The 20689-nt window shown below is 48.1% G+C and carries 15 protein-coding genes; 9 read left to right on the forward strand and 6 right to left on the reverse strand.

The window, feature by feature from the left end:
• Positions 1 to 25 precede the first annotated feature (25 nt).
• On the forward strand, positions 26 to 1150 hold the full coding sequence (locus NBZ79_RS01125) for a C4-dicarboxylate TRAP transporter substrate-binding protein (RefSeq protein ID WP_251934687.1): 1125 nt from the start codon (positions 26 to 28) through the stop codon (positions 1148 to 1150).
• Between the two features lie 321 nt (positions 1151 to 1471).
• Here the strand turns inward: NBZ79_RS01125 and NBZ79_RS01130 are convergent, their stop codons facing one another.
• On the reverse strand, positions 1472 to 2344 hold the full coding sequence (locus NBZ79_RS01130; RefSeq protein ID WP_251934688.1) for a LysR substrate-binding domain-containing protein: 873 nt from the start codon (positions 2342 to 2344) through the stop codon (positions 1472 to 1474).
• Positions 2345 to 2456: 112 nt separating this feature from the next.
• Between NBZ79_RS01130 and psrA the strand changes: the two genes are divergently transcribed.
• The gene (gene psrA / locus NBZ79_RS01135) at positions 2457 to 3557 is read left to right on the forward strand and encodes an iron-containing alcohol dehydrogenase PsrA (protein WP_251934690.1); all 1101 of its coding nucleotides are present in this window, start codon (positions 2457 to 2459) and stop codon (positions 3555 to 3557) included.
• A gap of 99 nt (positions 3558 to 3656) precedes the next feature.
• Here psrA and NBZ79_RS01140 read toward each other — a convergent pair whose 3' ends face one another.
• A complete protein-coding gene (locus NBZ79_RS01140) occupies positions 3657 to 5108 on the reverse strand; it encodes an amidase (RefSeq protein WP_251934691.1) in 1452 nt (483 codons plus the stop codon).
• 125 nt (positions 5109 to 5233) lie between these two features.
• On the reverse strand, positions 5234 to 6130 hold the full coding sequence (locus NBZ79_RS01145; RefSeq protein ID WP_251934693.1) for a LysR substrate-binding domain-containing protein: 897 nt from the start codon (positions 6128 to 6130) through the stop codon (positions 5234 to 5236).
• Positions 6131 to 6275: 145 nt separating this feature from the next.
• On the opposite strand from NBZ79_RS01145, the gene NBZ79_RS01150 reads away from it, so the two are divergent.
• Together NBZ79_RS01150 and NBZ79_RS01155 are read left to right on the forward strand one after the other, a co-directional pair.
• Positions 6276 to 7115, forward strand: a complete 840-nt coding sequence (locus NBZ79_RS01150; RefSeq protein WP_251934695.1) for a phytanoyl-CoA dioxygenase family protein — start codon at positions 6276 to 6278, stop codon at positions 7113 to 7115.
• Positions 7116 to 7183: 68 nt separating this feature from the next.
• The gene (locus NBZ79_RS01155; protein ID WP_251934697.1) at positions 7184 to 8344 is read left to right on the forward strand and encodes a winged helix-turn-helix domain-containing protein; all 1161 of its coding nucleotides are present in this window, start codon (positions 7184 to 7186) and stop codon (positions 8342 to 8344) included.
• 60 nt (positions 8345 to 8404) lie between these two features.
• Here NBZ79_RS01155 and lanM read toward each other — a convergent pair whose 3' ends face one another.
• Positions 8405 to 11716 carry a type 2 lanthipeptide synthetase LanM gene (gene lanM / locus NBZ79_RS01160; protein ID WP_251934698.1) on the reverse strand — a complete coding sequence of 1104 codons (3312 nt, stop codon included), beginning with the start codon at positions 11714 to 11716 and terminating at the stop codon, positions 8405 to 8407.
• A gap of 419 nt (positions 11717 to 12135) precedes the next feature.
• On the opposite strand from lanM, the gene NBZ79_RS01165 reads away from it, so the two are divergent.
• The gene (locus NBZ79_RS01165) at positions 12136 to 13074 is read left to right on the forward strand and encodes a LysR family transcriptional regulator (RefSeq protein ID WP_251934700.1); all 939 of its coding nucleotides are present in this window, start codon (positions 12136 to 12138) and stop codon (positions 13072 to 13074) included.
• Positions 13075 to 13214: 140 nt separating this feature from the next.
• The gene (locus tag NBZ79_RS01170; protein WP_251934702.1) at positions 13215 to 14003 is read left to right on the forward strand and encodes an SDR family oxidoreductase; all 789 of its coding nucleotides are present in this window, start codon (positions 13215 to 13217) and stop codon (positions 14001 to 14003) included.
• Positions 14004 to 14173: 170 nt separating this feature from the next.
• Here NBZ79_RS01170 and NBZ79_RS01175 read toward each other — a convergent pair whose 3' ends face one another.
• Both NBZ79_RS01175 and NBZ79_RS01180 read right to left on the reverse strand, forming a co-directional pair.
• On the reverse strand, positions 14174 to 15421 hold the full coding sequence (locus NBZ79_RS01175) for an acyl-CoA dehydrogenase family protein (RefSeq protein WP_251934704.1): 1248 nt from the start codon (positions 15419 to 15421) through the stop codon (positions 14174 to 14176).
• Between the two features lie 297 nt (positions 15422 to 15718).
• The gene (locus NBZ79_RS01180; protein WP_251934706.1) at positions 15719 to 16672 is read right to left on the reverse strand and encodes a LysR substrate-binding domain-containing protein; all 954 of its coding nucleotides are present in this window, start codon (positions 16670 to 16672) and stop codon (positions 15719 to 15721) included.
• Between the two features lie 349 nt (positions 16673 to 17021).
• On the opposite strand from NBZ79_RS01180, the gene torT reads away from it, so the two are divergent.
• From torT to NBZ79_RS01195, 3 genes are read left to right on the forward strand one after another with little or no spacing between them, the layout of a single operon-like run.
• Positions 17022 to 18095, forward strand: a complete 1074-nt coding sequence (gene torT, locus NBZ79_RS01185) for a TMAO reductase system periplasmic protein TorT (RefSeq protein WP_251934708.1) — start codon at positions 17022 to 17024, stop codon at positions 18093 to 18095.
• A gap of 2 nt (positions 18096 to 18097) precedes the next feature.
• Complete coding sequence (locus NBZ79_RS01190) at positions 18098 to 19660, forward strand: sugar ABC transporter ATP-binding protein (RefSeq protein WP_251934710.1); 1563 nt, start codon at positions 18098 to 18100, stop codon at positions 19658 to 19660.
• Entirely contained in the window at positions 19661 to 20689 is a 1029-nt protein-coding gene (locus tag NBZ79_RS01195) for an ABC transporter permease (protein WP_251934712.1), read from the forward strand. It abuts the gene before it with no gap.

The following is a 20689-nucleotide window of genomic DNA, read 5'->3' on the forward strand; positions in this document are numbered from 1 at the left end:
AAATAAATTAACTGAGGAGGAAAAAATGAAGAAACTAACATTCTTATCAATGGTAACGGCATTCGGTCTTATGGGATCAACTGCTTTGGCGGATAGCTATCAGGCCAGCACCTGGTTGCCACAAAGTGCAACAACCGTGAAAGTGACATATTCAGATTTTGCTGAGGCTGTGAAGAAGGGAACGGGTGGTGAGGTTTCATTCGATCTGCATGTGGGCGGGGCCTTGCTGCCGGCCGCGGAAACGCTTCAAGGTGTCAGCGACGGAGTTGCGGCGGTTGGAGATATTCTGTCTGCCTATACGCCTGCTGATTTACCCTTGAACAATGTTGTTGGTGATCTTGGGTTTCTGACCGATAGTTCTCTGGTCGCTTCTTTCGCCGCCGCAGAAGTAAAATTTACCAATCAGAAGCTCCGTGAAGAATGGCTCGAACATAACGTTGTTTTTGGTGGTAACTGGAGTACATCTGAATATCATTTCCGTTGTGGAGAGGAAATCCGCAGTCTCGCCGATGTTAAAGGCAAGCGCGTGCGGGCCTCTGTAGGCGCGCAAATTGATTTCCTGAAGTCCATTGAAGCCATTCCGGTTAGTGTCCCCGGCTCTGAAATTTATACGGCACTGGAGCGCGGCTCGCTTGACTGTACGCTTGTCGCGGATGAATCATTGCAAGCTTTGAAACTCGGTGAAGTCATCAAATTCTCCACTGAAATGCCGATGGGTGTCTTTATCGATGGGGCCACCTGGGGATTCAATCGTGATTTCTGGACAGAAATTGGAGCTAAAAACCGCCGTGTAATCCTGGATGAGATGGCAAAATATATCGTACTCACACAGGTTGGAATGCTGGCCGATGACGAAACAGCCACCAAAGATACTCAAGCGCGTGGGGTAAAGTGGCTGACACCTGAAAGCGATCTAGCGCTGGAGCTTGAAAAGTTCCGCTCCAGCTATCTGCAAACTTTGGCCAAGGCGGAAGTAGAAAAGCGTAAAATTGAGGACCCTTCCGATATTATCGATGACTATATTAAGGCCCGCGATAAATGGACCAAGTTGCTTGCCAACGTCGACAAGAGTGACAGTGACGCGCTAATCAAACTGGTGAGAAGTGAAATCTACAGCAAAGTAGATGAGAAGTCTTATGGCGTGAAATAACGCTCATTAAAAAAGCTGGTCAGCGTCAAATCGAAGGACGCTGACCAGCTTTTTGGCATCGTCTCGTAGCTGACATCAATCCTACATTCCTAGAGAAGATACTCGACTTGCTCTTGCGACAAAGCATACCGGACATAAATCACATGTTTCACGTGAAACATTTAGGCTAAATATACCCGCATAACAAGAAAAACAGGGAAGTCCTGATACCACTTATAAATCATATTTATTCGCCCGAGGAAATATGCCTGTCCGCCCGCCCTTTATCGAGTGACCCGTGACCCCGAGGATGGCCTGAGGCTAAATTCCATAACAGCACCGTTAGGGTGCAGCTTTCATGGACCAGGCGATGTCAAAAAAAGCCCGGATTATTCGGGAATCCCGCCGTTCCTCCAGACAGGTCACATGGGCTGTTGTAAAGATATCGGCATCAGAAATTTTCAGGGCCCTGAGGTTCGGGTGCGGATTAAATTCAATGTCCGAGACGGCGCCAATTCCAATTCCCCGCTCAACGGCGAGCCAGACGGCTTCCCGGCTTCCCAGTTCCATAACTTCATCTACGTCAATATTCTGGCGGCAAAGAGCTTTTTCAATAGCCAGACGAGTAGTGGAGCCGGTCTCCCGGTGCAGGAAACGCTGCCCCTGCAGCTCCTTTAACCGGATAGAGCTACGCCCGGCAAAGGGATGCGACGCATTCACAAATATAACAACTTCATGTCGACTAAAGGGTCTGGAAAAAAGGGCCGGATTATCCTCTGTATGGGCAAGGACGGCAACATCAACGGTGTAATCTTGCAATAGCTCAACCATGTTCATGGAATTCCCCTGGGTAACGGACAGCTTTATTCCCGGAAATTTTTCGTTAAAGGAGCCAAGCATTTCCGTTGCGTGATAGGGGCCAACGGCCCCCACTCTGAGCGCACCGGTCAGCAGTCCGCCATAATTTACCAGCAGATTTTGAGCCTCTTCTTCCAGCATCAGTATTCTGTTGCTGACGCGAAACAGCGCGTGCCCGCAGTCCGACAGCAGTACTTTTCGGCCCCGCCTGTGAAAGAGAGTCACGCCATAATGATCTTCCAACGCCTTGATTTGGCTTGAGATTGTTGGCTGCCCAACATTGATTGCCTTCGACGCCGCCGTGAATCCCCCCTCTTTGGCCACGGCGTGAAAGGATCTTAGTTGGGAATGAAGCATTGATTAAACCAATAGAAATCATTGTTTATATGTATTTGTTCAATGGTAAAGGGCGGGCGTAAGTTTCGTCAACAAGAAGTTGCGAAGCAATTTGATCCCGTGGAGAGACGTGATGTGGCAATTCGAGAACCCGGTCAGCGTCTGTTTTGGCGCCGGCGCCTTGAACAGAATTGCAGATCTTATAGAAGGGCGGCCCTATTGCCTTGTGACTTATAAGGACCCTTTTTTTGCAGAACTGACCGAAAAAGTGACGTCTATGGCAGGCTCGCCGGACGTCATTGTCAATAACATAACCACAAACCCTGATTTTCTATCTTTATCTCAATCTTGTCGGCATTTTGCCAATAAGGCGACGACAGATACCATCATAATAGCCTTAGGCGGTGGATCTGTCATTGATGCTGCCAAAGTACTGGCATCCAGTAATGACGGATTTGAGGTCGTTAAAAGGTTTCTGGAAACAGGTGAGGGAGAAGACCGGTTGGGATCCCGTCCTTTAATCGCTGTTCCGACGACGGCGGGAACGGGCAGTGAAGTCACATGCTGGGCGACAGTTTGGGATACTGTTGCCCAGAAGAAATATTCACTGGCGCGCCATGATCTATACCCGACGCATGCTGTTGTTGATCCGGAACTGATGTTGGGCCTGCCAAGAGATCTGACAATCAGTACCGGCCTTGATGCCTTGTCGCATGCATTGGAAAGTCTTTGGAACAGGAGCTGTAATCCCATTTCAGCGATCCATGCTGTATTTGCGGCGAAAGAGATTATCGACATCTTGCCAAGGCTGGCTAATGATCTGCAGAACCTGGAACTAAGATCCCGCGCCGCCCAAGCCAGTTTATTTGCCGGCCTCGCTTTTTCAAATACCAAAACGGCGTTGGCTCATTCCGTGTCTTATCCAATTACCCTAAAATATGGAGTGCCTCATGGCCTGGCTTGCTCCTTCAGTTTGCCCATGGTGCTGGCAAGTGTCATTGGCGCCGATGAAACTTGCGATAAATATCTCAGGCAGATTTTTGGCGACAACCTCCATAACGCCATCGCGGATCTGGAGAATTTTCTTCACAGGCTGGATGTGTCGACCAGGGCCTCAAGTTATGGCGTGAAAAGGGACGAATGGAAAGAGTTGCTGACCTCTGCCCTTGCCGGTGAACGAGGGCGAAACTTTATCGGCACAAAAGAGCGTGTGCTGGAAAATTTCACTCTTTAAAGATAAATCGCCATCGGGTGACCGACGGCGGGAACAGGAGACTATTTTCATCTATGGATAGTTAATGTCAATCTGCCCTTCGGATAGCCACGATCAGGATCAATCATCGAAGCCGGGTGGAGGGGTGAACCCTCCAAACTCCTGCGCCATAAGCTCGGCAAACCGGATTGTTTTACGGTCGTTAAATTCCGCGCCGACAGCTTGCAGGCCAATCGGCAGGCCGTCTGTACCGGGGCCGGTTGGAAAGACCGTGGAGGGTAGATATGCGACGGTAATATGTCCTGACCAGAGAAGCTGTTCGAAATAGGGATGTTCAGCGTTATCAAAGGTAATTCGCCTGCCATTGAAATGACTTTGATCATGCTTGAAAGCTGTCGTCGCCATTTGCGGACAAATCAAAATGTCCCAGTCCTGGAAAAATTCCTGCCACGCCATGCGAAGTATTTCGCGGCGGTTGTTCCATGCCAGCCAAGTCTGATGGCTTTGGGTGAGGGAGCGGGCCGTGAGGGCTCCCGGGCTGGAATTACCGGATGAGTATCCAGCCGCTTTTTCTGTCAGGGCAGCCGTTTCCTCTTGCGGGAGATGGGCACCAAGGACCCCGTTCAGCATGAAAAAATATGTCTGACGGGACATTGCCACGTCAATATCCGGACGGGCCTTGTCAGAAACGGTCGCGCCAAGCTTGGCAAGCCTGTCGCCAATTTCCTGAACACGGCCTGACATTTCGCTGCTTACCGGCGAAAGAGGGTCATCTGGCCAGATCGCAATTTTGAAGTCTTTCAAGCCTGTCATGCCCGGGTCAGGAAGGCTGAGCGTCCATCCGGGGGAATTCAACGGATCCGGCCCCGCCATGATATTCATTGCCAAGGCCAGGTCTTGTGCACTGCGTGCCATGGGACCGACAACAGCAATATCCGGCGGTGCGACATCTCCTGGCAGCGCGTGACCTTGAGACGGAACAATTCCCCAAGTGGGCTTATGCCCATATACGCCACAGAAATGAGCCGGATTGCGAATGGATCCGCCAATATCAGATCCGCTTTCAAGACCACAGAAACCGGCCGCCAGAGCTGCCGAGGACCCTCCCGAAGATCCGCCTGGTGTTCGGCGGACGTCCCAGGGATTATTGGTTGTCCCGTAAATACTATTATAGCTTTGAAAGTCAGCTAGCCCTTCGGGCACATTTGTCTTGCCGATGAAATGAGCGCCAGCTGCCTTAAACTTTTTGACGACTTGGGAATCTGTCTGCGCAATATTCTTGGCAAAATTTTCAATTCCCCAGGTCGTCGGAAGATGTGAAATGTCATAGGCTTCCTTGATGGTCATGGGCAGCCCGTGCAGAGGGCCCAGTGATCGACCGGCCGCCTGTTCCGCATCCGCCTGATCGGCGGCATTGCGGGCTGTGTCGAAATCATGGACTGGCACGGCATTGATCTTTCCGTCAAACCGCTCGATCCGGTCAATATAGTAATCCGTGAGTTCCCGGGAGCTTATCTCTTTGTCTTGAATTTTTTGAGTGAGTTCGCTCGCCGATTGAAATGCCAGGGTCATACCAATATCCTTCTTCTTTTCTTTGACCGTATCCTAGCATGATATTTGCTGGCCTTGTCAGAGTAAATTAGGAGGTGCAGCGCGGCTGCCGCCAGCCCCTGACCCTGTGATCCTCAAATCCCTTTTCAGTTTTTAAAAGACGCAAGCTGTGCCCTGACAATTTCAATAAATGCCATGGCATGGTCTGACAGGGGCCGGTTAATTGGATGAATAACTTCCAGCTCGACAGGTATGGCGGGGGCATATTTGCGAACAACCAAATTCGGCCCGGCATAAGCCCTTGCCGTGAGAGGTTCCAGAATTGAAATGCCAAGATTCTGCCCAACCAAATTACATATCGGAGCCGAAAATGTTGATTCCAAAATGACATTGATATCAATTCCGGCGTCCTCAAGACTGCGAAATACATGCTGATGTGTTAAACTGTAATCTGAAATTAGCAACAATGGCTCTCCATCCAGGTCTTGGGGATGAATGAGGCGTTTTGCCGCGAGCGGATGGGTGCCAGGAAGAATGCAAACAGCGTCCAGAACAGGTAACGCGCTTCTATGTACGCCGGTGACGGTCGACGGCACGACTGCAATCCCCATATCGTGCTGGCGCATTGCCACGAGCTCCAGGACTTCGGGGGAGGCGCAGGCATGCATGGATATCTTTATGTCCGGCCAGTCCTGATGAAAACGCTGAATAGCGTCTGGCAGTAAATAAAATGAAGTTGCGACATTTGCCGCGATCCGCAATTCTCCTTTTCGTCGGCGCCGGAGTTCTTCCGCAGCCCGTCCAAGGCGGTCGAGGCCATAGAAACTGCGTTGAACCTCCCGATAAAATTCTGTTGCATCAGCGGTTGGGGTAAGACCACCGCGCGTACGATCAAACAGTTTAAAGCCGATATCAATTTCCAGGTCTCTTATCAGCCGACTGATTGCCGGCTGGCTGACCCCCATGAATTCACCTGCGACCGTCATGCTTCCCGTTTGATGGACGAATCGGAAAGCTTCTATTTGCCGAAGATTGAGGCGCATTTCATTTCTCTATTAGCATAATATTTTGGTATTTAAGGAAACAATTTTGAATTCGACATTATTCTAAAACCGGCTAATCTGTCAGCAATAAATTGAAGTCGAATTTCCGGCTAAAAAATAATGTGTTGTTTGTTGGGATCAGAGTATGCGTGAATTATCGGCGAGTGAAATTGATCAGCATTCCGGGAATCTGGACAAGAACGGGTTCACGATCGTCAAAAATGCAATACCACCGGTTTTGCTGAGCGAACTGCGCGAAGCACTGGCTGAGGTGCAATCAACCCATGATATCGGGTACAGTGAAACGTCATTTGAAGGCACCCGGACGGTTAGGATCTACAATTTGCTTGCCTATCACCGGGCATTTGAAAAAATACCGGTTTCACCTGTGGTTCTTCCCATTGTCGCACGTATTTTGGACAGTGAATTACAATTGTCGTCGCTGTCGGCAATATGTCCGGGACCTGGCCAGGAAGCCCAGCCTTTACATGGGGATAATCAAATGATCCCGCTGCCCCGGCCGCATATTCCTATTGCCGTGAATTCCATGTGGGCGCTCACCGATTTTACGGAAGAAAACGGCGCAACCCGGTTTGTTCCCGGCAGTCATCTATTCGACCATAATCCAGATTATGACGGACAGTATGAGACAGAATGCGCAGAAATGTCCGCTGGCTCAATTCTAATTTGGAATAGCGCGCTGTGGCATGGCGGGGGTGAAAATCAAACGGATAAGCGACGCGATGGTATCGCGTGCTATTATTGTGCGGGCTGGGTACGGCAGCAGGAAAACCAGCAGCTAGGTATTCCATTTGACCGGATCAAGCAATTTCCCCGTCGATTGCAGGAGCTTTGCGGCTTTTCCGTCTATCGCGGTGTTTACGGTCATATCGACAACCGCGACCCGATCCAAATGCTCGGCCGGGAGCAAAAGGGGAAAATGGTATGGCAAGCCAGCGACAGCGCGAAAGAAAGAAAAAAGTAGCGGGTACCAAAAGGCCTGTTTTTTAGATGCGAGTTGCCTGTTGAGAAAATTATGGCATAAAGAGCGCCATGGCATTAAGGATCAAAAATAAAGCCGCCCGACGGTTGTGGCTTGATACAAATTCGCTTTCGATGACACCGACCGGCTCGCTTGATGTTTTACAGATCATCAAGAACCTGGGATTTGTTCAACTTGATACAATCCAGTATGTATCACGGGCGCATCATCATATATTATGGAGCCGCAATCAGAATTACCGTGAAGGAATGCTTGATAAGCTCCTTTCACGGGACCGTGCTGTTTTCGAACATTTCACACATGATGCCTCCATCCTGCCCATGGAATTTTATCCCATGTGGAGACGACAATTTTCCCGGATGGCGGCGCGGGTTCAAAAATCGGGTTACTATCGGACACCGCTTAGCAATACCATATGTGAGGAGATACGAGCCCGGATCGAAAAGGAGGGGCCGCTTTCCACTCATGCTTTCGACACGCGCGTCACCGGGGAAAAGAAGATGTGGTCCCGACCCCCTCATAAATTGGCGCTGGATCAAATGTGGTACGCCGGAGAATTATCCACCTCCCATCGCGAGAGCTTCAAGAAATTCTATGATTTGTCCGAGCGGATCATACCCCCGGAATTACTGGAAATTGCCCATGAGGAAGATGCGCAAATTAACTGGCTTTGCAGCGAGGCTCTTAATCGACTGGGTTTTGGGTCCCTGGGAGATATTCAACGGTTCTGGGCGGCGACGGATCGGGCGGAAGTGCAAATCTGGGCCGAGCAAAACAGCAATAAGCTGATCCCTGTAGAGATTGAGGATATTGACGGGAATTGGATGAACGGGTTTGCGCCGCTCGATATTGAAGACCGGTTAAATGCCGCGCCTGTTCCGACTTCCAGGTTGAGGATTTTAAATCCTTTTGATCCTGCCATACGAGATCGGGCGCGCCTTGCCAAATTATTCGGGTTTCACTATCGGATCGAGATTTTCGTTCCGGCGAAAAAGCGAAAATGGGGATATTACGTGTATCCTCTGCTTGAAGGAGATCGGTTTGTCGGGCGCATTGAGGTAAAAGCTGACCGTAAATCGAGTAGTCTGAAGGTTATTCAATTTTGGCCGGAGCCGGGTGTAAAATGGCCGCAAAGCAGAAAAGCCAAGCTCGCCAAAGAGCTCGAGAGGCTGGCCCGTTTCACAAATTTGAACTCCGTAAATTGGCTATGATCTGACCATTCCCATGCGCGAATTGGAGCTAGTCCCTTGCCAGGCAGTTTTTTAAAGACTTTATCCCTGACCGCAATGCCCAAAGGACAGAATATCCGGAATTTTCCCCGGCTCGGCAATTTGCAAAAGGGCCAGTCCCACGCCGGCAGCACCATTGAAAAACCCTGGATTATCAGCGTCATTCCCTACTCGCCACTGAAAACTCTTGTCCGTTTTCGCTTTCGCTAAAATACATGAAATTTGCGAGAGCACCTGTTTTTCCAACTTGCATTTACCAGTTTCCCGTGCGGCTCGGGTCAAAAAGAAAAGAATACCGAGATTTCCGGAAAAGAGGTCATCATTGTCCAATAACGCCCGACCGGATAATCTTTCAATGGCATGTTCTATGTCCTCCGAGTAGCTGGCGTAAGGCCTATTCAGCGCTTCGAGTTCGATGCGCGCTATTCCGATGCCTGCTGCGCCATTTGCGTAGCCTGGTAATTGCGGTGCTTGTGAATCCTCCCTCTGGTGTTCCACATTGCGTAAATCGGGCCATGATCCAAATTTATCCCGCAAGGAACTTTCATATTCCAGACCTTCTATTGCCGCGTCATTGAATTGTGGAAGATTTAAAGCCTGCGCAGCGCGGGAGAGGGCGAGGGCGATACCGCTTGCACCATGCATTAGCCCGGATAGAGGCATGGCCCAGTTCTGGCTTTTCCATGCGGTGCTGCCGCAGGCCAAAAGAGTCGAGCAATCTAAGAGATGGCGTCCACAATTTCGGATTTTATGCACAATTTCCGGACTGGGGTATCTATGGTAAAAGGCCTGAAGGCCAATCATTGCTCCGGCAACTCCGGACATCAATCCAAAATCCCTGCTTGTTGCTATTTTCTCCGGTGTTATTGTTTGCGCGAAGACTTGTGCGAAGCTCAAATATCGACTGTCATTCAGCATATCAGCCAGCACCACAAGAGCGTATACAATCCCCCCGAGGCCAAACCCTAGCCCAAGCGACATGGCGCATCCCGATCGTTGCAATTTGACAATCATGCTTGCTCGCTCAAGCACAATCGCGGTTGTTTCGGTCGCACGGATTCGATAAGTTTCCTCGCCGGTTATCTTGTAAAGCGCGGCTTGCAGCAATCCAATTCCAAGAGTGCCGCAAATTAGAGATGGTGGAAGTATGCTAAGCTGAAGCTTCTGTTCATCCGAAGTAACCGGTAATAGCCCAAGCCAGGTAACGCCGCCACCGGCTTTGATGGCAGACATATTAATCACCTCTTCCAAGTCTCTTACAGTTTCAATGATCGTCTCTTTGCTCGCTGGTGCCAGCGGTGATTCTACGACTTCTGGTAACGGGTCATGTGGTTCACCTATCCTGGATACGCTAACGCATTGCTGGATCATGAGGCGATCACGCTTGAGCATTTTACTGTCCAATTCCTGCAGCCGGGATTTAGCTTGTTCAAGACAGGGGGCACGGAAAAAATTCTTGATGATATATTGGTCACCACAAGCAAGGCTCGTTGAGGTAGGAGATCCGCTATAAAAGGGAATATTGAATGTAGACAGGCAGGATATTTCGTAATTTCTGAAGGCAGCTGATGCATTGAATTCTTCCTGCGTGAACTCTGACAACAGCAACAAATCGAATTGTGAGCTCCATGTAACACCGTTTTCAAGGTTTTGAGGGCTGAGGGCTCTTTCCATCAGCATAGTATAGACATGTGTGGGTCTTAAGATTGAACGAAAGGTCACCTTTTCGAATGCGTCCAGTGGTCCGCCTGACGCGCCTATTCTAGATCCAAATTTTATCAGAAATGCAAACATATCTTTGTAGCCCGCGACTAGATATTTTTCATATTTATTTACATCCAGCACTGCTCCTTGCAGTCTGGGAATATTGTTAAAGAGAATGCCTTTTTTAGGAGCTTCTTGGGCATGGGTAGGATGGTTATTCGAAGGAACAGAAGATATTTCAGCAATATCGAGGCCGCCAAGCCGGATCGCTTTTCCATTTGGAGCGCTATACCAACCTGGTAAATATCCGGTATTTAGAACGGAATTTTCGATAATATCTGATGCTAATTCGAAAGCCTGTTCAGCACCTCGAGATTGCAGGCTTCTTTTCGGCTGCGCTTGAAAAACTGTTTCCAGATCAAGTGGTACCGGCTTGGTCCCGGACGCGATAATATTACCATAATGGAAATCATTTCCGTGCAGTAACCGAATTAAGCAAAGCGTGGCTCCTGACCGCCGAAAAAACTCTTCGGCTTCCGATTGTGTTTCACAGGGTTTAGGGACGATCCACTCCACCCAACCATATCCGTTACAGACCCGGGTTTTTGGGACACCGGCGGAGTAGGGTGCACCATGATCGTTAAGCCACTGGATTAATGTGCCCCAGGCTCGATCAATGCGCAAATCCTTGGGTTTGTATCCGATACTGATGTTGTTCTCAAATGTCAGCTTATAAATAGATTTTCCTTCGTTATATAGTTCTGATAGACCATATTCGATGCTTACGACCCGTCCGGGAGTGTCAATTTTCGTCAAGGAAAAGATCTCAGTGCTCAAATCTTGAGACAGACGTTCCAGGAATTCTAAGGTAGTGGCTTGCCAGTGCATTATCATTGTCGTAATCAACCGGGCAAGTACAGGCCGGTTGTATAAGAAATTATCCAGCCCTTCCTTTTCAATTACTTGAATCGCTTTTTTTTGCCTGTGGCATTCTGTAATTCGTGCTGTCTTTTCCTGACTGGAAGGGAGATTTGACGACATGCCAGATTTGTTGCCGTAGTTTTCTCCGACATCATCAATCGATTTGATACAACAATCTGAGATGGGTTCTAGTAATGAGAAATCCAAATCCGAAAGCGCTTCACATGATAGATTTTGCAGCCAGATGTCTTTGGCTTTCATGTCTCGCATATGTCGGGCATTTTTTACCAATGGAAAGAAAATTTGCTCGTAGGGAAAAAGGGATTTTGGTGTTGAGCTAGATTGCTTCTTGGTAGTTTTTTTGTTTACCGGGCCGGCAACCAGCTGACTAAATACAATTGCCCATTCTGGAAGAGGTTGATCGCAGTTGAGCACAACTTCGCCAAATAGCGGTTTTGCTTTCGCGGGATCAATGTTTCGATCGGCCAGAATATCGCTCATCAAGAAAGGATCCCCTCTAGATGTTGATTTAACCCAAGCGTTGTACCGGCTCTTTGCAATTGCATAATTTCTCTTGGTTTTCTTTGGCGCAAAATGTCCCGATAGCCTTTCTTCCAATGTACTTGCGCGAGCGGCGAGCGTTTTCAACTCTTCGATGGTGAAAGCCTCTCTTGTGAAGGTTGGGCCTGCCGCAGTGATTTGCGCGGATAGAGTAGCTTGAGCAGTCATGAAGTTTCTCCCGCGCTCAAGCAACAAGCTGGCGCGACCTAAATGTTTCTAGAATGTGGATTGAGTACCGGCAATTATGGAGTAGAGGGACCTTATCCGGCTCTCTCTAAGAAATTATATTGACAGGTCAAAACAGTGCCCAAATTGACTTTAAGCTTTGTCGTGGCGACAAAAAAAACCTCTATCAATGTTAGAGGTTCGCGTTTCATCATTCGCCATTCAATTCACGTTGGCCTAAATCTAAGGTGTTTTGATAGCTGTTCAAATTCATAAAATATATGAACTATATAGAGAAACCCTATGGTGACTGAGCTGAGTCTTTTGCCATGGAAAAAAATTGTCAGTGGCTACTTGTTCTAACTATTGATCTTTCTTATATAGCGAGACGGTAAGTAGTATGTACAAATGGGATCAGTCGTATGGCGTGTTTTAAGCCGTCCCCGAGACAGCTGGAGTATTTGGTTGCTGTCAGCAAGACAGGAAGTTTTTCAAAAGCCGCCCGGCTGTGTCACGTTTCACAGCCTACTTTATCGACGCAAATTCAACTATTGGAAAGCCAGCTTCAAGTAACGCTAATCGAAAGATCCAGGAGCGGCGCTTGCCCGACACCTATCGGCCTTAAGGTCATTGATCAATCTAAATCTATTCTGGCAGATCTTTCGCACTTAATGAATACGGTCGCCCATACCAGCGGGAATTTGGACAATAAAATTAAACTGGGTGTTGGCCCAACATTTGGACCATATTTTCTACCGTATCTCCTGCCGTCGCTAAACACAAAAGACTTTGGATTGGAAATCTTGATTACTGAAGGAAGCTGGGAGGATATGCAGGAAGGGCTCTTAAAGGGTGAATTGGATTGTGCTTTAACATCCCCGTTTGAAGAGTTGATCCATTTGGAATATGAAGAAATTATCGCTGAACCCATGTGGATTGGAATTCCGGTCGATCATGAATTTGCCCGATGTGATCGTCTTTTACCTGAAATGCTCAAGGGTCAGAAATTTTTCGGTCTGGCTGATGACTATACCTACTATCAGACGAAGCTTCAGGAGTTTTGCGATTTTGTAGGAGCGTCAATTCATGAAGAATATGTTGGTGCAAATTTGGACGCTATCCGGCAATTAGTCTCCATCGGCAAAGGGTTGTCGTTTTTTCCAGAGTATTATGTAGCTTCTGAATTTACAAAAGAAGGTCGTGTGGCGCTTCGTCAAATTTCTGGTGTTTCTCTTTCCAGGTCGATCGGTCTGATTTGGCGTCAGGATTCGCCTCGACAGCTGCATTTTCAAAAACTACTCGATGCGTGCAAAGGAAGCCTGATGGATTGTCGTGAGCTTAGTGAACGGCAGATTGCTTGAAGTTCATCGAAACCAAGCCTTTTTAATATACCTAATTTCTACATTTCCAATGCAATTTAACGTTGTTTCCATAAAACCGTGACTTTTGTAGCAAGAACCGTAATCATTGTAAGAATAGAAAATAATAAAGGAAAATGTTTATGGCGAACCCTTCCGCGACCAATGCCGTTGGTTATCATAGAGATCTTACAAAGAAAGTAGCCTGGATTACTGGGGCGGGAACAGGCATTGGCCAGGCGGCCGCAATTTCGCTGGCGAGCGCAGGAATGAATGTCATTCTTTCCGGGCGCCGCAGGACTGCGCTTGAAGAAACTGCGAACCTTGTAAGGAAATTCGGAGTTGAACCAGTAATCGAGGAGCTTGATGTAGCGGATGCTGGGGCAATCGATCAGTTAGTATTGCGTATAAAAGAAAAGTTCGGCCGTCTGGATATTGCTGTTTTGAGTGCGGGCATCAATGTGAAGGCCAGATCCTGGAATGAAGTGACCATCGAGGGTTGGGATGATGTTATCGACATTGATTTAAATGGCGCTTTTTACTGTTGTCGTGCAGCTTTGCCGATGATGAGAGAGCAAAAATCCGGCTTGATAATCAATGTTGCATCTTGGGCCGGTGTGCATGTCTCTAAAATGACGGGTCCCGCTTATACCGCAGCGAAACATGGCATGGTCGCCATGAGTGAATCAATTAACATGGAAGAAGCTATTCATGGCATTCGATCATGTGCCCTCTGTCCGGGCGAAGTGGCAACACCGATCTTGGATAATCGACCCGTACCAATTACGGATGAACAAAAGGAAGTTATGCTGCAAGCGGAAGACCTAGGTCAGACGATCTTGTTTCTCGCTCAGATGCATGAACGCATTTGTATAAACCAATTGGTGATTAGTCCAACCGCGAACCGTGCTTATACCTCAACTGTTTTTTGAGATATATGTGAATGTAAAATTAGGCTCAACAGGTTTGCATCAGATTTCCAAATTGCTGGAGCATGCGGAAGATCATATATTAGTTCATCCCGCGATATTCCCTGTATTGGCAACGGGAAAATATCACGGGATGACGTCAAACTCTTATCTTAAATGTCTTTTACGGGTTTCTACCAGCACTCATGCTTCTGCGCTTCCGCCCGGCCAACTACCATATGATGGACTTCATCGGGACCATCTGCCAGACGAAGGATGCGCTGCGTTGCATACATGCTTGGAAGAGGCGTCCATTGTGAGACACCAGTCGCGCCGTGAATCTGGATTGCCTGATCGATGATCTGGCAGACTTTCTCCGGCACCATGGCCTTTACAGCACTCACATAAACCCGTGCTTCGCGATTACCCAAAACATCCATTGCTTTGGCAGCCTGCAACACCATCAATCGCATGGCGTCAATTTCGATACGGGCGCGCGCGATGACCTCCAGGTTTTTACCGAGTTTGAGGATGGGCTTTCCAAAAGCTTCCCGGCTACCAGCCCGTTTGACCATCAACTCGAGCGCCTTCTCGCCTTGACCAATGGAGCGCATGCAATGATGGATCCGGCCAGGCCCAAGCCGGACTTGCGAAATTTCGAAGCCACGACCTTCGCCCAACAGAATATTTTCTTCCGGTACCCGCACATTATCAAAAATGATACGCATATGGCCGTGCGGGGCGCCATCTTCTCCGAAGAATTGCATACCCTCGACAACGTCCACACCCGGGGTGTCAATGGGCACGAGTATCTGGGACTGCTGTCTTGATGACGGGGCATCCGGGCTGGTTTTAACCATGACAATCATGATTTTACAGCGTGGATCTCCTGCGCCTGAAATATAGTATTTCTCACCGTTGATGACCCATTCCCCATTTTCGAGGACGGCTTGCGTTGAAACATTTTTTGCATCAGACGAAGCCACACCAGGCTCTGTCATGGCGTAAGCTGACCGGATCTCTCCATTGAGGAGCGGCTTCAGCCATTTATCCTTTTGTGCCTTCGTGCCGACTCGCTCAAGAACCTCCATATTCCCGGTATCCGGCGCACTACAATTCAGCGTTTCCGATGCCAGAGGATTTTTACCCAGTTCTGCGGCAATATAAGCGTAATCCAGGTTTGTCAGGCCTTCACCCGTTTCGGCATTTGGCAGGAAGAAATTCCAGAGCCCGGATTCCTTGGCTTTCGCCTTGGCGCCATCCAACAGCTCCAGTTGACGTGGATGCCAAGCCCAGCGATCCTCTTTGCCCTTATCCAGCTCAAAGAATTCATCCGTGATGGGGTCAACATTTTCGGTAATATGCTTCTTGACCGCATACATCAATGGTTGGGCGTCTTCCGACATTGCAAGGTTAAATAATTCTTGATCGGATTCTGACATGACTGTTCTTTCTTTTTATTGTTATGATTTCCAGTATCAATACTGCAAATACGACGGTTGTTGTCAATGCAGTAGATTGCCCGGCTCCCCGATGCAAATTTATATTTCAGATATCGAAGTCTTCACGCAATGGCATTGGCCAAACGGAAAGAAAGTCAATGGAGCACCGTCGATATTGCAGAACTCTCATCTGATGTTCTCACTACTGCCTCGTAACAGGTACGTGAGCGTATGAAGAGGGTTCTGGATGGCATGCACAATGTTGATCCGCCTGAAAAACTAACAAGGAAATTTGATCTATTTACCAAATGCAGGCCGGTTTTCATTGCCGATAAAGTTGTGAGATTGCCCGGTTCCGGTGCTCATATGCATGAATTCAATGAACGCTTTGGCCGCCTCGTTATGTGTATGGTTGCGCAACCAGGCCAGACCAATATCCATTGTGGGAACACCGTCCGCGACTTCAAGGGTTTCTACCCTGCGTCCTTCCAGAGACCAGGGCCGGTAAACCATGTCTGAAAGTATGGAGATGCCCATGCCACTGGCAACCATGCTACGCACCGCTTCAACGGATAATGTCCGGAAGAAGACATTGGGTTTGTATGAAGTTTTATTCCAGTAACGCTGAGCCGTATTACTCGCCTCGTCGACGGTCAACATGATATAGGGTTCACTGGATATGTCTTGTAGGGTTACTGATGGTTGCTTCAGAAATTTATGATGGGCATCTACCCAAAGCCGTCTACGAGATTTCACAAGAATATCGTGTGAGAGCTCTTCATGATTCACAATGTTGGATGTCAGCATAACGGCCAGATCAAATCCGCCAGCGATCAACCCCTCTTCTATATTTGGCCTGTCGGCCTCAGAGATATGAATGCGCACATTTGGAAATGCCCTGGAAAACCTGGAAACGAATGGGGGGACGAAATAGCCCGCAATGGTATAAGTGACAGCGAGATTGATTGATCCTTTCACATCCTCCCGGATGCGCCGAGGAATTCGAATTGCCTCTTCCACAGACTCCACAATATGACGGGCATGGTCGAGAAAGAGGTTTCCCTCATAGGTTAACGAGACCCCACTGGAATGACGCTCAAATAACGTTGTTCCAACTATTTCTTCCAACGCTTTAATCGCAGTTGTGATGGCCGACTGGGATACATTAATATCCTTCGCCGCCCTTGAAATCTGCCCGGCATTTGCCGTGGCAATGAAGTATCTTATGTGACGTAAAGAAGGTTCCATCATATTTTCCAATACTCATTATTTCAAAATCGAAAATACCGCAAAGCAATATTATTGTAAAATATTGCCCGTTATCTATCTAATATTTCAAATATGTACATAACTAACATATTGTAATTAAATAATTAAATCGCATATTTGTTACCTGTCAAGGTCGGGCTTTTCTGAGTCTATCCAGCATTTCTTATATCATAAATATTAATATTAATATATTTAAAATCATATTTTACAATATTACAATTAGATGTCCTAATTAACCTCGTAAGAAACGGGGCTGCTCTTTTGCATGACTTTACTAAAGAGGCTGCAATTGAGACGTACTCGTTCAACAAACAGGGAAAAGGATAAAACAATGAAGAGACTTACTTATGGTCTTATGGCTACAGCGGTGGTCGCAGCAGCGATCACGGCGCCGGCATTCGCCGCGGATTGGTTTCCAGTGCAAGTACAGGTTTGGGAACCGGCATTCGATATGAATAGTCCCCGCAGGGACATCAATTACACACCCCTTGAAAAAGCAGCCAAGCCTTGGGATTTATGTGTTTCGTTTCCGCATATGAAAGATGCCTATTGGTTAGGCGTCGATTATGGTGTCACGGAAGAAGCCAAACGCCTAGGCGTTAAGATGCAGGTTGTCGAAGCGGGCGGGTATACTGAACTTAACAAACAGATTTCTCAGTTGGAAGACTGTGTAGCCTCAGGTGCCGACGCTGTCATTATCGGTGCGATATCTGCAGATGGCCTGAATAACGTTATCAAGGAAATTCGGGCAAAGAATATTCCCGTCATTGATGTTATTAATGGCATCTCTTCTCCTGAGCTGACTGCAAAATCTCTTGTCTCATTTGGTGAAATGGGTGCGAAGACAGGTGAATATCTCGCAAAACAACATCCTGCTGGTAGTGGCAAGGTAAAAGTCGCCTGGTTCCCTGGACCCTCCGGTGCAGGTTGGGTAGAAGCGGGTAACTCTGGATTTACGGGGGCAATAGCCGGCAGTGATATTGAACTTGTTGAAACCAAATATGGCGATACGGGTAAAGAAGTTCAGGCGAAACTGGTCGAAGATACCTTGGAAGCCCATCCGGATCTTGCTTATGTAGTGGGAACTGCCGTGACTGCAGAAGCGGCTATCCCCATTCTTCGATCGAGAGATCTGACAGGCCAGGTCAAAGTCGCGTCCTACTATTTTACGCCAGGTGTCGAGCAAGGTCTTCGCCGTGGTCAAATTGTCGCCGCACCGACTGATTCCACTGTTCTTCAAGGTCGGATTGCAGTTGATATCGCCGTTCGTGCATTGGAAGGCAAACCCTATGAGAAGCATGTAGGGCCAGCGCTTTACGTGGTTGATGGTGACAATCTAAAGGACTTTGACGCCTCGTCTACATTGGCGCCAAAAGGCTTCTCACCTATCTTCACGGTTGAATAACGATGAACCCGCAAGCCGCAACAACTCCCGATCATCGGCTTGAAAAGGATACGCATCCCGGTGATGCGTATCCTCTCCTCAAAACTGATGGATTAACGAAAGACTATCCGGGTATTCGCGCATTGGACGGTATGAATTTCGACCTTAAGGCTGGAGAGGTTCACATCCTGTTCGGAGAGAATGGTGCAGGGAAATCAACGTTGATTTCCATGCTCGCTGGCGCCAATACACCGACATCAGGCAACATTCGGTTCAATGGAGAATTAGTTGAACTAAGTAGTGTTCATAAAGCGCGGGAATTGGGTATCAGCGCTGTTTTTCAAGAATTTTCGCTTATTCCGCAAATGACGGTGGCGGAGAACCTGTTCTTGGGAGCCGAGCCAACAACACATGGGATGCTAAATTCCGCGGCACAAAAAAAAGCAGCAGAAGAAATCCTTTCAAGCCTCGACTTTCAGTTGCCTTCCGACAAGCGAATTGACCATTTGACGCGCGCAGAACAACAGATGGTGGAGATTGCAAAAGCCTTTAGATCGGATCTTTCCGTGCTTATCTTGGATGAGCCAACGGCATCTCTGACGAACCATGAAACAGATCAGTTATTCAGATTGATTGGCAAATTGAAAAGTCAGAATGTCGGTATAATTTACATAACCCATCGCATGGCGGAAATACGCGAGATTGGTGACCGGATCACTATTTTGCGTGACGGCAAGTATATTGACACAGTTGATGCCAAGACAACAGATGACGACGAGCTTGTGCGCCTTATGACCGGGCGTGTCGTCGGACAGATATTTCCAAAGATTGCCTATAATCCAGGCGAGGTTGCCCTGGAGGTGAAGGATCTCCATACAGTAGGTGGCTCTGTCAAAGGCGCTTCAATTACGGTCCGAAAAGGTGAAATCGTAGGCTTTGCTGGCCTTGTCGGGTCCGGTAAATCCAAATTTGCGAAAGCCTGCTTCGGTGCTTTCGATATTGAAAGCGGTTCAATCATATTTAACGGCGAGAAGATAACCAGACCAAAAACCAAGGATATGCTCAAGCGCGGATTTATGTATCTCCCCTCCGACCGCCGGAATGACGGTTTAATGATGATGCGTTCGGCCCGGGAAAACATAAGTATTGCATCACTGGATATCCCGCCCTTCTCAAACGGCTGGATGTTAAACAGGAAAAAAGAAGCAAAAGTCGTCAAGGCGCTGGCTAAACAGTTAAACCTTTCTCCAAATCGGGTGGAACGAGATGCTGGCTTCTTCTCAGGCGGAAACCAGCAGAAACTGATGTTGGCACGCAGCTTAACGCGAGAGTTTAATCTTGTTGTATTTGACGAACCAACAGTCGGTGTCGATGTCGGCACGCGAGCTGCCATATATGAATTTATAGCCAAGCTTGCCAATGATGGTACGGCCATACTTCTTATTTCATCAGATTTGCCTGAAATCCTCAACCTGACCAATCGCGCATATGTGTTTTATCAGGGCCAGATTCAGGCGGAGCTTAAAGGCGAAGAAATTACGGAGACAAATGTATTGTCATATTTCTTTGAGCGGGAGGCGGCGTAAATGTCCAACCAAACCGAAACAATGCCAAAAACGAGGATTTCACCTGCTGATATACTCAAGAAAATATTCGTCCGGCTGGGCATATTGCCTTTCCTGTTGCTTATCGCCGTCATTGTATTCGCTTCGCTCTCGGACAACTTTCTGACAGGGCGTAATTTAATGAACGTATTGCGACAGTCTGTTTACTTGACGATTGTTTCCATGGGGCAAATGCTTGCGTTGCTTACCGGTGGATTTGATCTTTCTGTCGGAACAATTCTTGCCCTAACGTCTGTAGTGGGTGCGACAGTCATGGCAAGTGTGTATGCAGCGATGCCCGATGCCATATGGCTGGCAATTATACTCGGATGTCTTGCCGGGATCGCAGCGGGAACCTTTATCGGTGTATTCAATGGCGTCGGCGTTGCTTTTTTTGGTGTATCGCCTTTCATGATGTCTTTGGGCATGGCATCAGTAGGCTTTGGCCTCGCCCTGTTCCTAACTGGTGGGACGCCCGTGTATGGAATGCCAGAAGCATTTGGGAACATTTTTGGCTTTGGCACCTTATTCGGAATACATGCGCCAATTTATGCCGCCGTTCTGATCGCGTTACTGCTCTATTTTTATTTGTATCGAACGAAGTCCGGCCGCTATTTCTATGCGGTTGGCGGCAACATAAAAGCGGCGAAATTATCCGGTATCAGTACCCGAAAAACTCTGCTCATGACGTATATTTTATGCGCTTTAATGGCAGCATTGGCGGGCATGTTGTTGACCGCAAGATTAGATACGGGGGAAGCCAATATTGGAGCGTCGATGCCCTTGCAATCCATTGCCGCATGCGTGATTGCCGGAGTGAGCCTGCGTGGCGGCGTTGGGCGCCTTGAAAATGTCATCTTGGGCGCAATTTTCATTGGCTTGGTACAGAATGGCATGAACCTCGCCCGTATGGAATCTTACCTCCAAACCGTTGTTCTAGGTTCGTTGCTGATCCTGGCTGTAATCGCCGACCAAGTCAGGCTTCGCTATGTTGCATCACTAAAGGATTAA

Source organism: Sneathiella marina, assembly GCF_023746535.1.
GTDB lineage: Bacteria > Pseudomonadota > Alphaproteobacteria > Sneathiellales > Sneathiellaceae > Sneathiella > Sneathiella marina.